The following is a 16347-nucleotide window of genomic DNA, read 5'->3' as shown; positions in this document are numbered from 1 at the left end:
AAGAACGCTCACCAACAGACGGGCAGCTTCTCCACCGCGAAGACGGATCCCTGCAGACGCAGCGGCACCTCGTCGGCCGGGACGGCCAGCCGCAGGTCGGGGAACGCCCGCAGGAGTGCCGACAGGCCGGCACGCAGCTCGACGCGCGCCAGGTTCTGGCCGAGGCACTGGTGGATGCCGAAGCCGAACGCCACGTGCCCCGAGGTCTCGCGATCGATGTCCAACGTCGCGGGGCACTCGAACCTGACCGGGTCGCGGTTCGCCGCCGGCAACGACACCGTGACGCTGTCCCCCTTCTTGACCACCTCGCCGTGCAGCTCGACGTCTTCCGAGGCGGTGCGGTACGTGTGGTACTGGTTGACCGTCAGGTAGCGCAGGAGTTCCTCGATCGCGGCGTCGAGTTTCGCCGGGTCCGCGCGGAGCCTCGCCAGTTGGTCCGCGTGGTGCAGCAGCGCGAACATGCCGACGGCCAGCGCGCTCTCCGTGGTTTCGTAGCCCGCGAACAGCAGCAGTGTGACGATGTTGCGCAGCTCTTCGCCGGTCAGCTCGCCGTTGCCGACCAGGGTGCTGATGAGGTCGTCGGCGGGCTGCCCGCGGCGCCTCTCGATGACCTCGTCGAAGAACGCCCCCGCCTTCTCGTAGGCGGCGGCGGCCTCCGCCGGGTCCGCCTCCGCGTCGTGTAGGAGGGTCACCGCGTGCAGGTAGCGGTCACGCTCGTCGTACGGCAGGCCGACCAGCCCGGACAACACCCTCAGGACGAGCGGCTGGGCGAAGGTTGCGACCAGATCAGCCGGAGCCCCGTGCGCACGCATGACCTCGATCTGCTCGGCGGCCACGGCCTCGGCGTGCCCCGTCAACCGGCTTGTGCGGCGGACGGTGAACTCACCGGTCAGCAGGCGGCGGTAACGGGTGTGCTCGGGCGGGTCCATGTGGATGAACATCCCGGGGATCTGGGGGTGGGTCGGGATCACCTGTCCCTGGTGCGTCACCGGGAAGTGACCGACCGCGCAGCTGTGGCTGAACCGCGGGTCGCTGAGCACCTCACGCACCAGCTCGTAGCTGGAGACGATCCAGCCGACATGCCCGTCCGGGTAGCGCATCCGCGCGAGCGGGCGCTGTTCGCGCAACGTGTCGAATACCGCGGGCGGATCGAACTTGTCGGTTCGCGCCCACGGCACCTCGAAGGAAATGGCGTCGGTCATGGCGTCCTTCTCACTCGGTGATGGTGTGCGGATGAGCGGCTGCTATTCGGCGATCTTCGTGCGGCCGGTCCAGCGGAACACCGCGGCCTGGTATCCGTTCTCCGTCCGGTATTCACCGTCGTGGAGAAAGTGCTCGTAGCCGGTCCCGTGCCGAACCTTGAGGGTCTGTCCCAGCGCCACCTCCGGGACACTGAGCTGCATCGTCGACAAATCGGCCGGTCCACCACTGAGAATGACCTTCACCTGCGTGACACTCATCACGGCCTCCAACTCTCGCCGGGTCGTTCCGCCCGGAACCTGGGCGCGAGATGACCGCCCCGGCACATCTGGCTCCGCATCCGGGAGTTGCGTTCCGTCCGCTCGTTCGTCGCCCCCGGCCAGGGGCCGGCGGCGTCATCCGATGTCGACCGGCTGGCCGGTCCGCAAAGACGTGTGGGCGGCCTCGATGATCCGCTGCGTGCGCAGCCCGGCCTGGCCGTCCGGGCCGACTCCCGTACCGGTCTCGATCGTGCCGAGGAAATCTCTGAGCATCAGCGGGTACAGGTCCTCGCCGCCCGGTTCCCACCGCTCACCGCCGGCGGCGGCGTCGAATCCGCCGAGGAGCCGCGGCGCGGCGTCGTACTCCACGCTCGCCCGGTCGCCGACGAAGGTCAGGGCTGGTCCACCCGCCGACCGGCTCCAGCCGCAGTCGAACGAGGCGACGATGCCACCGCGGTACGAGACGGTGAGCACGGCCGCGCTCTCGGCACCTGTCCGTCCGCTGAGCACGGTGTTCGTCTGGGCGTACACCCGGGTCGCCGGGTCCCCGTCGAGCACCATGTCCACCAGGTCGAGCAGGTACGCGGCGTTGACGGCGAGCACTCCGCCGTCCCCGCCGACCGGGGGGGTGTGGTAGGAGCCGTGGATGGTGGTCAGCGTGCCGACGACGCCGTCGGCGATCCCTCGGCGCACCGCGGCGAACGCCTCGCTGTGGCAGGCCGGGGACGCGACCGTGAGCCGGACCCCCGCCATGTCGCAGGCGTCCACCATGGCCTTGACGTCGAGTTCGGTGGGTGCCAACGGTTGGGCACAGAGCACGAACGTCTCCGCCTCGGCCATCCGCTCGACCAGCTCCCGGTGCCGGCCGACCTCACTGGTGATCACCACGGCGTTGGGTAGCCACTCGAACACCTCGTCCCAGTCGTTCGCATAGGAAACACCGAGTTGCCCGGCGACGCGTTGGCCGAGAGCGTGGCCGTCCGGCGAACCGTCGGGGTCGGCGATGAGCAGCTCGACGTCGGGCATCTCGTGCAACACCCGGGCGTAGGTGCTGGCGTGTTCGTGCGCCAGGGACAGGACGGCGACTCTCATGCGGCGGCTCCCTTCACCGGCAGTTCCACGGCACGGCCCGTCCACGCGGACTCCGCGGCGGCCTGCGTGAGGCGGACCGCGGCCAGTGCGTCGCGGGCCCCCAGGCGCGGCTCGGGCCCTCCCGCGAAGGCATCGGCGAACTCGCGCATCTCGGTGGCGAACACCGACGTCCCGCCGTAGCCGACGTCGCCGGCCGCACCGTCGGCGACCCGCACCTGCTGGGGCCACCGCGAGTCGTGGCTCACCGTCCCGCCGGTACCCGAGACGTGGAAGGCCACCCGGACGGGCGGTTGCGGCGTGGCCGTCCACCGGCTCACGACCTGACTGATCGCACCGTTGGTGTGGGTGAGCACGGCGGTGCCGGTCGCCACGGCCCCCGCCGGCGCCGGTGTGGCGATCTCACCCTGGTAGCAGGCGTACACCCGAACGACCTCCCCGAAGATCCAGTACGCGAGATCGACACCGTGCAGCATCTGGTCGGTCAGGATCCCGCCGGACTGCGCGGACGCGTGCCCGGTCCAGGGTCGCGGGTGGTAGGCGGAGAAACAGAACCGAGCGACCGCGCCCTCGCCCACGCGGCCGGACGCCACCAGATCGTGGAGCCGAGCGAATGCCGGTGCGAACCGCACGTCGTGGGCCGGGTAGAGCCGCACACCGGCCCGCTCCGACGCTTCGACGATCTCCTCGGCCTCCGCGACGGTGGCCGCCAGGGGCTTCTCGCACACCACATCCACGCCCTTGCCGATGGCGGCCAGGGCGATCTCACGGTGGGTGCCGGTCGGGGTGCAGATGTCCACGGCATCCACACCATCCAGCGCCTCGGCGAGGGAGCCGGCGGCCCGGGCACCGAACTCGTGTGCCAACTCGGCGGCCCGGCCGTCGTCGGAATGAATCCGGACGGCGGCTCCGGCGTCGATCCATCCCTGTAGGTGGAAGCGTGCAATCAATCCCGCGCCGATCAGCGCTACCTCAAGCTGTCGCATGGCTTTTCCAGCCCTTCTTCCACATCCGGGCCCACGGAACTCACGGGTGCGGATGTTCTGTGCCTGATCAGACTCGCCCACCCCGCTTGCCAGGGGCCATAACCAACGTGGGTAGTTCACCGGCGACGAGTCCACTGAGCTGTGGTAATCGTGCGGGCGACAAGATTCGCCGCGACCGGGACGCCCCTGACTCTGCGCAGCTGAGCGAGGGTTCGGGGCGGGAGTCGGCCCGAACGCGAGGGGCCCGCGACTCGTCGATGACCAGCTCGGTGTCGAGTTCTGATGGTCACCGGAGAAGAGCCACCAGCATGATCATCGACGGGGCGGACTGGGGCTGGACGCCCCGATGGTGGAACCAGCGGACCACAACCCTGTCGCGGGCCTGCCGGTCGGTGGCCGGCAGGCCCGGGTGTCCGACCAGCGTGAGGACGACGCGTCGTGGTGCTCACGCTGACCGAACCCGTTTCCCGCCTTGATCGGGCATCCGCCGCGCTCGAGGCGGGCGGGGTCGACCCCGCCCGGGTGCCGCGGGTCGATCGCCGAGGCGGGGCCGGTCCGCCGTCGGTTGGCTACGAGTGCCCGTTGTGGCCCGAGCCCCCCGAGTGGTGACCCGAGCTACCCGAGTGCATGTGGAACCGGGCGACCTCGGGCGGGTGCACGACGAAGGGTCGCATCATGCCCTCGTCCTCGTGGTCAAGGATGTGGCAGTGGTACATGAACTGGCCGGTAGCACCCTCGAACTGACCGGCAACCCTGATCCACTCACCCGACCACAGCTGGAAGGTCTCCTTCCAGCCCTCCTCGTGTTTCTCGATCGGCGGGCCATCGCCCGGTGCGGGCAGCGGTCTGGTGGTGCCGCCGACCGCGATGTCGAAAGCCGTCAGGTCGCTGAACCGCCACCGGGTCAGCAGCTGGAACCGTGCCATGTGGATGTGCATCGGGTGCGGGGGCCCGCCGAGCTGGATCAGGTTCCACACCGCCCACCGACCCCGGTCGATGAAGATCGTCGTCGTGTCGTCGAACAGGCGCGCGACCTTCCGGAACGTTCGCACCTGCCCGGTGACCGGGTCGGTGAGCTGGATGACCCCCTCCTCCGGGAAGTGCGTCGGAAGCTCGGCGGGATCGGTGATCTCCTTCAGCTCCCACATCTCCGGGTGCGGTCGGCCGGCCGCACCGGGCACGGTCGTCGCCACGAACACCTCGTCGTGGTCCTCCGGCACGGTCACCCCGTTTTCGAGCCGAACGTACGATGGGGACAGGCGAGCCGGCGGCGTGAACGCGTCGTTGCGGCCGCGACTCTCGACGCGGAGCTCCATGATGTCCGGCTCGATCGAGGCACCGGTGTTGACCAGGCGCAGGCGCTGCCCCGTGAACCGACCGAAGTCGATCAGTAGGTCGACGCGCTCGGCCGGGGTGATGGTCAGCCCGCCCGCCGGCACCGCCGCCGGGGCGGGCAGCAGGCCGGCGTCCGTGCCGACGATCCGGACCGCGTCGTTGTGCACGATGCCCGCCTCGTCGACCAGGTCGAGGCGGAAGAACCGACCGTTCGCCGCGTTGAGCACCCGAAAGCGGTACCAGCGCGCCTCGACGTCGAGGTGCGGCCAGATGACGCCGTTGACGAGGGTGAACGGGCCGGTGACGGGAGCCGACGTGCCGGTCGCGGGCAGATACTGGAACTTGAACAGCAGCTGGCCGGTGAGCGCGCCGGTCGCCGGGTCGGTGTCGAGGTTGCGGTCGGTGAGGATCAGTGGGATTTCGTGGTCGCCGGCTGGCAGTCGCAGGCGGCCCTCTTCCCTGTCGCGGACCAGGTACATGCCGACCAGTCCGGCGTGGACGTTGAAGCGCGTCACGGCCATCGCGTGGTCGTGGTACCAGAGGGCGGTGGCTGGCTGGCGATTCGGGTACTCGGTGAGCTGCGCGTACCCCGGCGATATGCCGTTGTGCGCCCAGCCGTCGCTGCCGCCGTTCGCCAGCGCGCCGTGCAGGTGCACGACGGTCCACGGCGGCAGGTCGGCGACACCGTCGATCAGCTCCACCCCGGCGGGCAGGCTGCCGTCCGGGTTGCGGTAGCCGGGCAGGTTCGCCGGGGTCGGCTTCGCGAACGGCACCCGCACCGCCACGAGCGGTACCGTGCCCCGGAGCTCGTTGGTCCACGCCACCCGCAGTCGCCTGCCGCTGCGCACCTCGATGGTCGGGCCGGGGAACCGACCCTCGTAGGTCCACAACACCGTCTCGGGCAGCTGGGAGTGCAGCCGGGTCCGCGCGTTCGTCATCGTGATCGTCAGCTCGTCCCGGTTCCGCCGCGAATATGACCGGATCGTCGGCGGAATCCGCAACGGGTCGAGGAACTTGGTGAGACCGAAGTTCGGCGGCGCGGACTGTATCGGTTGCCCGCTGCCGGTCACCGCCGAGGCTGCCGCCCTCGGGGCACTCGGAGGGAGCACGTTCACACCCGCCACGACGCCCGCGGAACCCAGCACCGCGGAGGCGAGGAAGGTGCGACGGTCGACGACGTCATCCATCGGAACTTTCTCCTACGTTATCTCAGGGGTGTACACCCGTTGGGTCGCAATGATTGACCGTGACCGTCACCGATTTCCCACCGGAACATCGCGCCGGTTTCCGGGCCAGCACCTGCCGGTCACACGACCCGGACGAACCGGTCCCGCGAGGATCACCGGCTGCACGGCGATGTGCGCGTGACCGTGCGGAGTGGAGAGTCGCCATCGTGAGATGCCGGTCGGCTGGGGCCCGGGGCAGAGCCGCGACCACGTCGTCATCCCGCCGACGTGGACAAGGCGTCCTCGAGGGAGGACGTCGAGATCGGCCAGCTGGCGGTGTGCTTGCCCCAGGGGATCATCTGCATTACGTCGGAGCCGGCCAGCACGGTCGCCTTGGTGTCCGAAATCTGTTTGTACATGGTATTCGCGGTAGCGGGACGGGAGCCAGCAGACCGGTTTCAGCGACGACTTCTGGTGAGAACATATCGACCGTTTCGGTCGGTTCTCGCCAGTGGTGGTCATGAAGCTTTCCCTTCGCGTCGGGACCATGCGATCCGCATGGGGGTGGTCGGTCTACGGCCCGGTCGAAACCGTAGCCGCGAAACGGCCGGCCGCGCACCCCCTCCACTGATAGTGCACGGCGGCACGGCATCTCGGTTCCGACACTAATCGCCTGGCGCGAATCACATCGGAATCGACATTCCTTTCTTTGAATGATTCGGGCTGAACACAACTGTTGAGCTGGTTTGGGCTAGCCGGGTATGTCCGCTGTAGAGTCGGGTCAGGGCTTCTGCCACCCTGGAGGGCGGGCGCCCACGAGGTGCTGGCCTGTTCCTGGAGGCAGCCGACCGTCCGCGCGTCCCACTCGACGGTGAACGGCAGATCACCGTCGGCCTGCTCACCGACGCTGCCGGGTTCCCGTTGTCGCGGACGAGTCGATCAATGCAATCGTGGCGGACACGAACAAGCGCAGGGTGCCGACATCCCTCGACGTCCAGCGCATCCGGGCCGGCAAGGAGCCCCGCGGAACACTCTGGCGCGTCGGTAACCTGTCGAACCTCCTTCGCTCTGACACGCTGCGGGGATACCTCGTCACGGCGGACGGATCGCCGATCGTGGACGACGCGGGGCGGCGCGTGCGGCGGGCTGAACCGATCCTGACGGATGAGACATGGCGCGCGCTTCAGACCCAACTCAGCGACCGCGCGACCAACCGGAAGCCGCGTCCCCGGGTCAAGGGACTGTACAAATAACGGCTGATCGACCGATCAAGGGAGAGACGCCAGATGACGACCGAGACCACCGTGGGACAGCCGGCCGTGGAGCCGGTGGGTGCGGTCACGGATGAGCAGTTGATCGCGATGCTGGTCGATCGGGCTCGTGGTGACGGGTTGAAGCTGACCGGCGAGGGTGGGCTGCTGCAGCAGCTGACGAAGCGGGTCCTCGAGTCGGCGTTGGATGGGGAGATCACCGACCACGTCGGCTACGACAAGCACGACCCGGCGGGTCGGGGTAGCGGGAACACCCGTAACGGCAGCCGGACCAAGACGGTGCTCACCGACGTCGGGCCGGTCGAGGTGCGGGTCCCACGCGACGCCGCCGGGACGTTCGAGCCGCAGATCGTGCGTAAGCGGCAGCGGCGTCTGACCGGCGTCGACGACATGGTCCTGTCGCTGTCGGCCAAGGGCCTGACCCACGGCGAGATCGCCGCGCACCTGGCTGAGGTCTACGGCGCTGAGGTGTCGAAGCAGACCATCTCCACGATCACCGACAAGGTCATGGACGGCATGGCCGAGTGGCAGAACCGGCCCCTGGACCGGGTCTACCCGGTCGTGTTCATCGACGCCATCAACGTCAAGATCAGGGACGGTCAGGTCGCGAACCGGCCGATCTACCTCGCGATGGCGGTCACCGTCGACGGCCACCGCGACATCCTCGGTATCTGGGCCGGTGACGGCGGCGAGGGCGCCAAGTACTGGCTGCACGTGCTCACCGAGTTGAAGAACCGCGGCGTGGCCGACGTGCTGATGCTGGTCTGTGACGGGCTCAAGGGACTGCCGGAGACGGTGGAGACGGTGTGGCCGCGCACGATCGTGCAGACGTGTGTGGTGCACCTGCTGCGCAACTCGTTCCGCTACGCCGCCCGGCAGGACTGGGACAAGATCGCCAAAGCGCTGCGGCCGGTCTACACCGCGGCGACCGAGGACGCCGCCACCGAGCGGTTCCTCGAGTTCGCCGAGGCGTGGGGCCGTAAGTATCCGGCGATCGTGAAGCTGTGGGAGAACGCGTGGGCGGAGTTCGTGCCGTTCCTCGCCTTCGACGTGGAGATCCGCAAGGTCATCTGCTCCACGAACGCGATCGAGTCCGTCAACGCCCGTATCCGCAGGGCCGTGCGAGCTCGTGGCCACTTCCCGAACGAGCAGGCCGCACTCAAGTGCGTCTACATGGCCTTGATGAGCCTCGACCCGACCGGAGCCGGCCGCCGACGCTGGACCATGCGCTGGAAAGCACCACTGAACGCCTTCCAGATCGCCTTCGAAGGCCGGCTCACCCCGGCCAACAACTGACCACCTCAACAACCAAGATCAGCCGTTAACTTGACACTCCCCGGCATCACGGTCAGCGGTAGTTTCAGCGTTACCCGAAGTGAGATCGTTGATCATGCTGCCGCGGACGGCGGCGGTGTCTTCATTTTCGGCGGCGGGTTCGGCAGGATCGCCGATACGCGCATCGAAAGGAACGCGGTAACGGGTCAAGGCGGTGCTGCCATTGCCGGTGCGCCAACGCAGCTCACCGTGTCGCGGGTCACGATAGCCAACAACACCGCTACAGGCGGTCAAGGCTTCGGTGCGATATTCCTGCAAGGCGGTGCCATGCTTGTCGAGGACAGCGTCATCAAGAACAACGTCGGGGTCGACGGTGGTGGCATACGCAACCTGGGCGCAATGACGTTGCTGCGCACAAAGGTCACCGGCAACCAAGCCACTGGGTCGGGCGGCGGAATTTCCAATGGACCCACCGGCACGCTCACCATCTATGCTACCAAGATCGTCAAGAACACTGCCGTCACCGACGGCGGGGGCATCTTCAACGAAGCGGGCGGCACCGTGAACCTGAACACCGCCACCGGCACCATCGTCATCGAGAATCGGCCCAACAACTGCGTCAACGTCCCCGGCTGCTTTGGCTGATCCCCGTCGTCTGGGTATCATGAAGGGTTCCGCCCCTTCGCCGGTTGGCGGCGAGGGCGGAACCCCTCTACCTATCCCCTGACGGTCATCGGCCCAGCACCCCGACGACCGCCACCACGACAACGGCCGGCGACATCAACGCCACGAACGACGGCAACGACACCAGCCAGGCTGGGCGCGCATCAGACTTCCTGGACGAGGCACCCGAATTCGCCAAGGGCGCCCTGGACGCGCTGCGCCAGCCACTCGAACACGGCCGGGTCCGGTTGGCACGGTCCCGCGGCGGCGCCGACTACCCGGCCCGGGTGCAGCTCGTCCTCGCCGCCAATCCGTGCCCCTGCGCGAAACCGTCCGGGGACGCCACCTGCGAGTGCACGCCTCTGGCCCGCCGACGTTACCTGGGGCGCCTCTCCGGCCCGCTGCTCGACCGGATCGACGCGCAGGTGACCGTGCGGCCGGTCCGCGCCGCCGAGCTGACGGAGCTGGCCAGTCCCGGTGAATCCTCCGCAGATGTGGCCGCCCGGGTGGCGGCGGCGCGGGCGGCGGCGGCCACCCGCTGGTCGAGGATCGGTTGGCGGATCAACGCCGAGCTGCCCGGCCCGGTCCTGCGCCGCCCGCCGTGGCGCCTGCCCGCACCGGACACGCGCGAGCTGCGAGCCCGGCTCGACTGCGGCTCACTCTCGGCCAGGGGCTTCGACCGGGTGCTCCGGCTGGCAAGCATGCCCTACTCACCGACGTGAAGGCCCTCGAAGGATGGCGCCACCAGCTGATCGCCACCGACACCCCACCTGGCCAGGGCAGCATCCAGTTCCTCGAAGCCCGCCACCGCGCCCACGCCCGGGTTGAGGACCGCATCCGCTGCGGCAAGAACACCGGATTCGGCCGGTTCCCCTCCCGGCACTTCGCGATCAACCAGGCCTGGCTCCTGCTGGCTCTGACCGGCATCGACCTGCTCACCTGGACCCAGAACCTGCTCCTCGACAGCGACCTGGCCCGCGCGGAGCCGAAGAAGCTGCGCTACCGGCTGCTGCACGTCGCCGTCCGCCTCACCCGCACCGCCCGCCGAACCCGCCTCGCGATCGCCGCTGATTGGCCCTGGACGAACCCGCTGGTCACCGCGTTCGGCCGCCTCGCCGCACTACCACGCCCCGCCAACTGAACCATCACCCCGACGCCCGACAACCACCGCGGAGGGACCCGGCCCACGCGCCGGGCCTTCACCATGCCCGCACCCAGCACACACTCTCAAGCAGAAACCATTGATCTGCATTGACCTGGTCCGTCATAGCACACCCGGGGCATGATCCTCCTGTCATCCACAGGGGACCTCGTCGTCCACAGGTCGGCGGGACGGGGCTGCCCCGGGTGCCCGGGCCCGGGCACCGTGGCGGGCATGAGCAGACGGAACCAGGCGACCGGCGCGTACGGAGAACGCCGCGCCGTACGACACCTGATCGCCGCCGGCCTCCAGCCCGTGGCCCGCAACTGGCGCTGCCCCGAAGGCGAAATCGACATCATCGCCTGGGACGGACCGATCCTCGTCTTCTGCGAGGTGAAAACCCGACGCACCAACGACTACGGCACCCCCACCGAGGCGGTGGTGCCCGCCAAGGCCCGCCGGCTACGCCACCTCGCCGCCCGCTGGCTGACCGAAACCGGCACCACCGCCACCGAGGTCCGATTCGACGTGGTCGCGATCCACCTCACCGGCCCACACCGGATCGAACACCTCAAGGCAGCGTTCTGACCCGGATCCGCGGATAGGGATATGCCACCGCGTGGCATAGATGAACGGATGCCTTGCCAGCAGGGACGATTGGGGTTGTCGAGACACCAATCCGCCGCTGTGGGAAGGACACCCGTTCGGTGAAGAAGATACCTGGTTTGGCAGGTCGTGTCCGTGTTGGCGCACCGGACGCGTCGCTGACGCCGGTCTCGGGTGTGGTGGCGGTGGCCGAGTTGGTCGGCCGGCTGGGCGTGACCGCCGCGCTGGACGACGCCGTGGGCCGAATCAAGCAGCGGGATCGAGGATTGTCCGGCGGAGAGTTCCTGGTCGCGGTGGCGCAGGCGCAGATGTGCGGCGCGCAGTTTTGGGTGGGTCTGGATCGCCGCCGCGCCGATACGGCGGGTGAGGCGTTGTCCGCGGTGCCCACGCCGGCGGCGAGCACCGCGGTGGAGTTGGCGTCTCGGTTCGGTCCGGCGCAGGTGGCTGGTATCGAGGAAGGCATCGGGGAGATCGCCTGCCGGGTTGTCGGTTTGCTGCCGGCCGCCCGGCGGGCGGTGCTGCGCACCGGTGGGGCCACCATCGACCTGGACGGCACCGACGTCGAGGTGTACGGGGCCAAGAAGGAAGGGATCGCCTACAGCTACAAGGGCGCCCGGGCCGGGCGCCCGCACGTGGCCACGTGGGCGGAGGCCGGGGTGGTGACCGCCGCGGACCTCCTCGCCGGTGATGAAGACCCCCGCCCGGGAGCGGGCTCGCTGATCGAACGCAGCGTGGCCACCCTCAACGCGGCCGGGGTCACCGCCCGGCCGAAGGTCCGCGGCGATGTGGGCTACTTCGCCAAGGACATCGCGCAGGCCGCGGTGGAGGCCGGCTGCGACTTTTCCCTCGGAGTGACCCGCAACCCCGCGGTCTGGCGAGCCGCGGCCGCGATCCCCGACGATGCATGGCGCAAAGCCGAACGGATGAAAGGCGCCCAGGTCGCCGTGTGCGACTACGCACCGGCCGGCTGGCCACCCGCCACCATGACCGTGGTGCGGCGGGTCAAGGTCCACGCTACCGATATCTCGGCCGACCCACGCGCCCGCCGCCGGCGCACCATCCCCAAAGCTCAACTCACGCTCGCCCTGGACGGCCTGGTCGGGCACGTGTACGCGTACTCGTTCATCGCCACCAACCTGGATGTGTCCACCCCGGCGAAGACGGTCGCGGTGGAGGCCTGGCACCGGATGCGCACCGACATCGAAGATCGCATCCGGGATGCCAAGCACGGCGCCGCGCTGCGGCACCTGCCCTCCGGCAGCCGGGCGGCCAACACGGTGTGGATGTGGGGGGCGCTGCTGGCCGTCAACCTGTCCGCCTGGCTGCAGGAACTGGCCGGCCTCGACGACGGCGACGGACGAGGCCGCAACCACCTCGGCACCCTGCGCCACCGGCTGATCACCGTGCCCGCCCGGCTGGTCCGCCACGCCCGGCAGGTCACCCTACGGCTACCCCCGAGGCAACAGTTACTGGCTCAGGTCCTGGCCCGGCTCCGCCGGCTACCCATCTGGACCTGACCACTCGGCCCATCGGCCATGTCCCAGCCCACGGAGACCAGCGAACCCGGCGCCACCCGGGAAACCGGCATGCCCACCCACCGAAACACCACACCACCCATCGCCTATCACCGATGCGTAGCGATCACGCCTCCGCTATCCGTGGATCCGGGTCTGACATGGGAACACACCGGTGAGCTACGCCCGAGTGTTCTGCGTCGGCCTGGTCGGAGTCACCGGGCACGTGGTCCAGGTCGAGGCGAACCTCGCACCCGGCCTACCCACCGTGGCCATCACCGGCCTGCCGGACACCACCCTGCACGAAGCCCGCGACCGCGTCCGCGCCGCCATCGTCAACTCCGGCCGACCCTGGCCAAACCGCCGGATCACCATCAACCTACTCCCCGCCACCCTACCCAAACACGGCTCCTCCTTCGACCTGGCGAAAGTACCGCTGTGACATACTAAGCACATGTCGAAACGCGCGGCGAAGTACAAGCGGATCTCACGCGACCGTGAAGGCCTGGCCCTCGGCGTGGAGCGCCAAGACGAAGACCTCGACGCGCTCGCCGACCGCCTCGACCTGGTTGTGGTCGCCGACTATTGCGACAACGACCTTGGCGCCTCCACACGCTCCCGCAAGCCACGGCCCGACTACCGGCGCATGCTCGCCGACGCTCGCGCCGGTCGCTTCGACGTCATCCTCGCGTACACATCCGGCCGTATCACCCGCCGGCCACGAGAGAACGAGGACCTGATCGAGCTGGCCGAGCAGCACGGCATCACCTTCGAATACATGCGATCGCCCAGCTTCGACCTCAACACGTCCGCCGGCCGCCGGATCGCCCGGATCCTTGCCGCGAACGACGCCGGGGAAGCCGAAGACATCGCCGAACGCGTCCAGCGGCAGAAGGACCAGGCCGCCGCCGCTGGCCTGTGGAAGGGCGGCCGGCGGCCGTACGGCTACGAAGATGACGGCATGACGGTCCGCGAGTCCGAAGCCGCAGTGATCGACACCGGCACTGATGCCGTGATCGCCGGAGGCAGCCTGCGCGGACTGGCCGCCGAGTGGAACCGCGGCGGCCTCGTCACGTCGACCGGGAAGCCATGGCGGCAGGACACCGTACGGAAAGTGCTGATCCGCCCACGCAACGCCGGCCTGATGGAGCATCGGGGTCAGGTCATCGGCCCGGCATCGTGGCCGGCAATCGTCGATGAGGACCGTTGGCGGGCATGCGTGGCGATCCTCGAAGACCCCGGACGCCGCACCCAATGGTCATCGGCTCGACGCTGGTTGCTGTCCGGGATTGCGCTGTGTGATGTCTGCGGCGCCCCGGTGCTGTGTACCCAGGTCGGCGGCTCGAGACTGAAACCCTCCTACACCTGCCGCAAGGGCCGGCACGTCGTGCGCAACGCCGCCGAGCTCGACGAGTACGTCGACGCCGTGGTGGTCGAGCGGCTGTCGAGAAAGGATGCCGCCGACCTACTCGTCCGCTCGAAGGCGGACGGGGGGAAGGTGAATGACGAGCTGCACGCGCTACGCAAGCGGCGCCGGAGCCTGTCCACCCTGCTCACCGAAGGTGTGTTGACGGAGGACGAGGTACGCCGCGACGCGAGGCGACTCGATGAGCGCATCGCGGAGCTGGATGCGGCCTCGGTGGCGTCTGGTGCCGATGGTGCGCTCGTCGCGATTCTTCTCGCTGATAACCCGGCCAGGGCGTATCTGGACGTCAAGGATCTCGACCGCCGCCGTGCGATCGTCGATGCGTTGATGACGATCAGAATCAAACGGGCCGGCAGGGGCAGGCCGAAGGGCTGGAAGTCCGGCCAGTCGTACTTTGATCCGAGAACGGTACAGATCATCCCGAAGTGATCATGTGTGGCTACTTTGCGGCGAGATAGCCCCGTTTGCAGCACGGCGCCGCCGCCTGATCTGGCACGCTCATGGTCTGCTCCGGGACCCGGGCATCTACCGCGAGTCTCCGGCGTCTCCCCGATGCCCCCTGACGTCCTGTCGGGCATCTTCTGGCACGGGAGTCACACGCTTTCGAGGTCTGCGCTCACCAGTACAGGATGGGTCGACACCGTACGTGAGCTGCGGCCGGAACACTGTCGATGCTCCGGTGAACCCCCGCGTACGGCCCCGAATGAGACCGCAACTGAGACCACTCCGGTCTCCGCCCTGGCGGTGGCCGCGATGCCGGCAGGGGCCTAGCCTGAGCTGTAGACGACGACGGCGAGGAGACCTGTGAAAACCGGAGGCATCTCAGGTGCCGGCTATCGCGAGATCGCTCAGACGCTGCGGGAGTCGATCCGCACCGGGGAGCTAGCGCCCGGAGCGGCATTGCCGCCCGAGTCGGAGGTATGCAGGCGCTGGTCTGTATCCAGAGTGACCGCACGTCGGGCACTGGCCGCGTTGGAGGCTGACGGGCTGATCGAATCGATTGCTGGCCGAGGCCGGTTCGTGAAGGCGGGGGATCAGGAACAGCCACGCGCCGCCAGTCGCGCCGAGTCGATTGCTGCGGAGATTCGAGAAGCCATCCAAAGCGGCCGACTAGCGGCCGGTATGCGAGTGGACAGCGAGGCGTCGCTGAGCACGCAATACGGGGTTGCGCGTGGCACCTCTCGTCAAGCGCTTCTAATCCTCGACAGAGGGGGTTTTACTGCCACTATCCCCGGTCGGGGCCGCTTCGTCGCCTCACCTCAGGGAGGTGACGAGACAAGGAGTCGAGCGGAAGAAATCGCGCGCTCCCTGCAAGAGGAAATTCGTAGCGGCAATCTGCCGGTCGGCGCTGAACTTCCAGGGGAGAAGACCATAGCCGAGCGCCATAGTGCGGCGCGTAGCACAGTGCGCCGCGCACTAGAAATCCTAGAGTCCAGTGGCTTAATCGCGAGACTACCGGGAAAGCCTCGCGTGGTTCTATCGAGCGACATCACCTCGGATGGGCAAATTGGCGACTAAGAAGGCATCCCAGCCGTTCAGCTCAACAGCAGCAACACTGGTTCTTAAGGAAGCCTGTTCCGTCGTCGGCGCTTCGTCGGTCAATGTGAGACTGATGAGGCTTGGAGAGAACGCAATCTTCTGCGTTGAGCATCCCTCTCTAGTCGTTCGAATTGCTCGCGGCAAGGAGCACTTGAAGGATGCAGAGAAAGAGGTTCGTGTCGCTCGCTGGCTAGAGCGTTGTGACGTGCCGGCCGTTCGCCTCTATCCGGCAGAGCAACCGCTTATGATAAACGACCATCCCGTGACGTTTTGGCTCAAAGTGGCCGACAGCGGCGAGAAGGCTTCCACCAGCGACCTCGGCTCAGCGCTTCGCTCCGTTCACAACTGCGAAATTGATGGTGCTGTCGCGCTTCCAAAACTCGACATTTTCGGCAGGGTTGGTGCCCGCCTGGATAAGGCCACGGACGTGCCGCCGGAAGCCGTCGATTTCCTCCGCTCTCGCTTAAGCGACCTGAGAACGGCGTACGCGGCACTCTCGTTTCCGAGCCCCTCCGTCGCGCTTCACGGAGACGCCCACGTCAAGAATCTGATTTGCACTCCCAACAAGGAGGCAATCCTGATTGACTTCGAGGCATTCTGTTTCGGACCGCCCGAGGTAGACCTGGCCGTGACGGCTACAGAGCACGAGGTCGGTTGGCACAGCCCGGCCGACTATGAGGCGTTCTGTGAGGCGTACGGGGCGGACGTACGGGAATGGAACGGCTTCCAGGTGCTTCGGGATATCAACCTGTTCAAAATGACGACCTGGCTAATGCAGAACGTAGGCGAAAGCAACCTACACGCTGAGGAATTCGACAGACGATTGACCAGCTTACGGCAGTCAGCCATAACATCGGGGTGGCAGCCCTTTTAGGG

13 protein-coding genes and 4 pseudogenes are annotated in these 16347 nt (G+C 68.0%); 11 read left to right on the top strand and 6 right to left on the bottom strand.

Translation table 11 applies throughout. The features are described from left to right. Window positions 1–8: 8 nt before the first annotated feature. From QTQ03_RS26680 to QTQ03_RS26655, 6 genes are all read right to left on the bottom strand, one after another. On the bottom strand, window positions 9–1202 hold the full coding sequence (locus QTQ03_RS26680; protein ID WP_289280428.1) for a cytochrome P450: 1194 nt from the start codon (window positions 1200–1202) through the stop codon (window positions 9–11). 42 nt (window positions 1203–1244) lie between these two features. After that, window positions 1245–1460, bottom strand: a complete 216-nt coding sequence (locus tag QTQ03_RS26675; protein ID WP_289280427.1) for a DUF5988 family protein — start codon at window positions 1458–1460, stop codon at window positions 1245–1247. Window positions 1461–1595: 135 nt separating this feature from the next. After that, complete coding sequence (locus QTQ03_RS26670; RefSeq protein WP_289280426.1) at window positions 1596–2552, bottom strand: Gfo/Idh/MocA family protein; 957 nt, start codon at window positions 2550–2552, stop codon at window positions 1596–1598. Beyond that, entirely contained in the window at window positions 2549–3535 is a 987-nt protein-coding gene (locus QTQ03_RS26665) for a Gfo/Idh/MocA family protein (RefSeq protein ID WP_289280425.1), read from the bottom strand. Before QTQ03_RS26665 ends, QTQ03_RS26670 begins: the two co-directional genes overlap by 4 nt. Before the next feature lie 569 nt (window positions 3536–4104). Further along, window positions 4105–6057, bottom strand: a complete 1953-nt coding sequence (locus QTQ03_RS26660; RefSeq protein WP_289280424.1) for a multicopper oxidase family protein — start codon at window positions 6055–6057, stop codon at window positions 4105–4107. A 254-nt stretch (window positions 6058–6311) separates the two neighbouring features. Next, window positions 6312–6455, bottom strand: a complete 144-nt coding sequence (locus tag QTQ03_RS26655; RefSeq protein WP_289280423.1) for a hypothetical protein — start codon at window positions 6453–6455, stop codon at window positions 6312–6314. Window positions 6456–6974: 519 nt separating this feature from the next. Here QTQ03_RS26655 and QTQ03_RS26650 point away from each other — a divergent pair. The 11 genes and pseudogenes from QTQ03_RS26650 to QTQ03_RS26605 all read left to right on the top strand — a co-directional run bounded on the left by QTQ03_RS26650 (window position 6975) and on the right by QTQ03_RS26605 (window position 16345). Then, window positions 6975–7289, top strand: a complete 315-nt coding sequence (locus QTQ03_RS26650) for a recombinase family protein (protein ID WP_289281005.1) — start codon at window positions 6975–6977, stop codon at window positions 7287–7289. A 108-nt stretch (window positions 7290–7397) separates the two neighbouring features. Further along, window positions 7398–8603 (top strand): IS256 family transposase, encoded by a 1206-nt coding sequence (locus QTQ03_RS26645; protein WP_289280611.1) that lies wholly within the window; start codon window positions 7398–7400, stop codon window positions 8601–8603. 30 nt (window positions 8604–8633) lie between these two features. Continuing rightward, a pseudogene (locus QTQ03_RS26640) lies at window positions 8634–9227 on the top strand (right-handed parallel beta-helix repeat-containing protein); the annotation flags it as partial. Between the two features lie 44 nt (window positions 9228–9271). Beyond that, window positions 9272–9943: pseudogene (locus QTQ03_RS26635) on the top strand (ATP-binding protein); the annotation flags it as partial. Between the two features lie 26 nt (window positions 9944–9969). Further along, window positions 9970–10386, top strand: a pseudogene (locus tag QTQ03_RS26630) (transposase); the annotation flags it as partial. Window positions 10387–10620: 234 nt separating this feature from the next. Further along, a complete protein-coding gene (locus QTQ03_RS26625) occupies window positions 10621–10974 on the top strand; it encodes a YraN family protein (protein WP_289280422.1) in 354 nt (117 codons plus the stop codon). 119 nt (window positions 10975–11093) lie between these two features. Further along, entirely contained in the window at window positions 11094–12509 is a 1416-nt protein-coding gene (locus tag QTQ03_RS26620) for an IS1380 family transposase (RefSeq protein ID WP_289277416.1), read from the top strand. Between the two features lie 172 nt (window positions 12510–12681). Further along, a pseudogene (locus QTQ03_RS26615) lies at window positions 12682–12933 on the top strand (magnesium chelatase domain-containing protein); the annotation flags it as partial. Window positions 12934–12960: 27 nt separating this feature from the next. Beyond that, window positions 12961–14361 carry a recombinase family protein gene (locus tag QTQ03_RS26610; protein WP_289277975.1) on the top strand — a complete coding sequence of 467 codons (1401 nt, stop codon included), beginning with the start codon at window positions 12961–12963 and terminating at the stop codon, window positions 14359–14361. A gap of 375 nt (window positions 14362–14736) precedes the next feature. Then, on the top strand, window positions 14737–15450 hold the full coding sequence (locus QTQ03_RS30450; protein ID WP_353890586.1) for a GntR family transcriptional regulator: 714 nt from the start codon (window positions 14737–14739) through the stop codon (window positions 15448–15450). Next, window positions 15440–16345 carry a phosphotransferase family protein gene (locus QTQ03_RS26605; RefSeq protein WP_289277974.1) on the top strand — a complete coding sequence of 302 codons (906 nt, stop codon included), beginning with the start codon at window positions 15440–15442 and terminating at the stop codon, window positions 16343–16345. The genes QTQ03_RS30450 and QTQ03_RS26605 overlap by 11 nt, the downstream gene beginning before the upstream one ends. Window positions 16346–16347: the final 2 nt, after the last annotated feature.

It is taken from the genome of Micromonospora sp. WMMA1363, from assembly GCF_030345795.1.
Classification (GTDB): domain Bacteria; phylum Actinomycetota; class Actinomycetes; order Mycobacteriales; family Micromonosporaceae; genus Micromonospora.
This window is presented reverse-complemented; position numbering and strand designations above follow the sequence as displayed.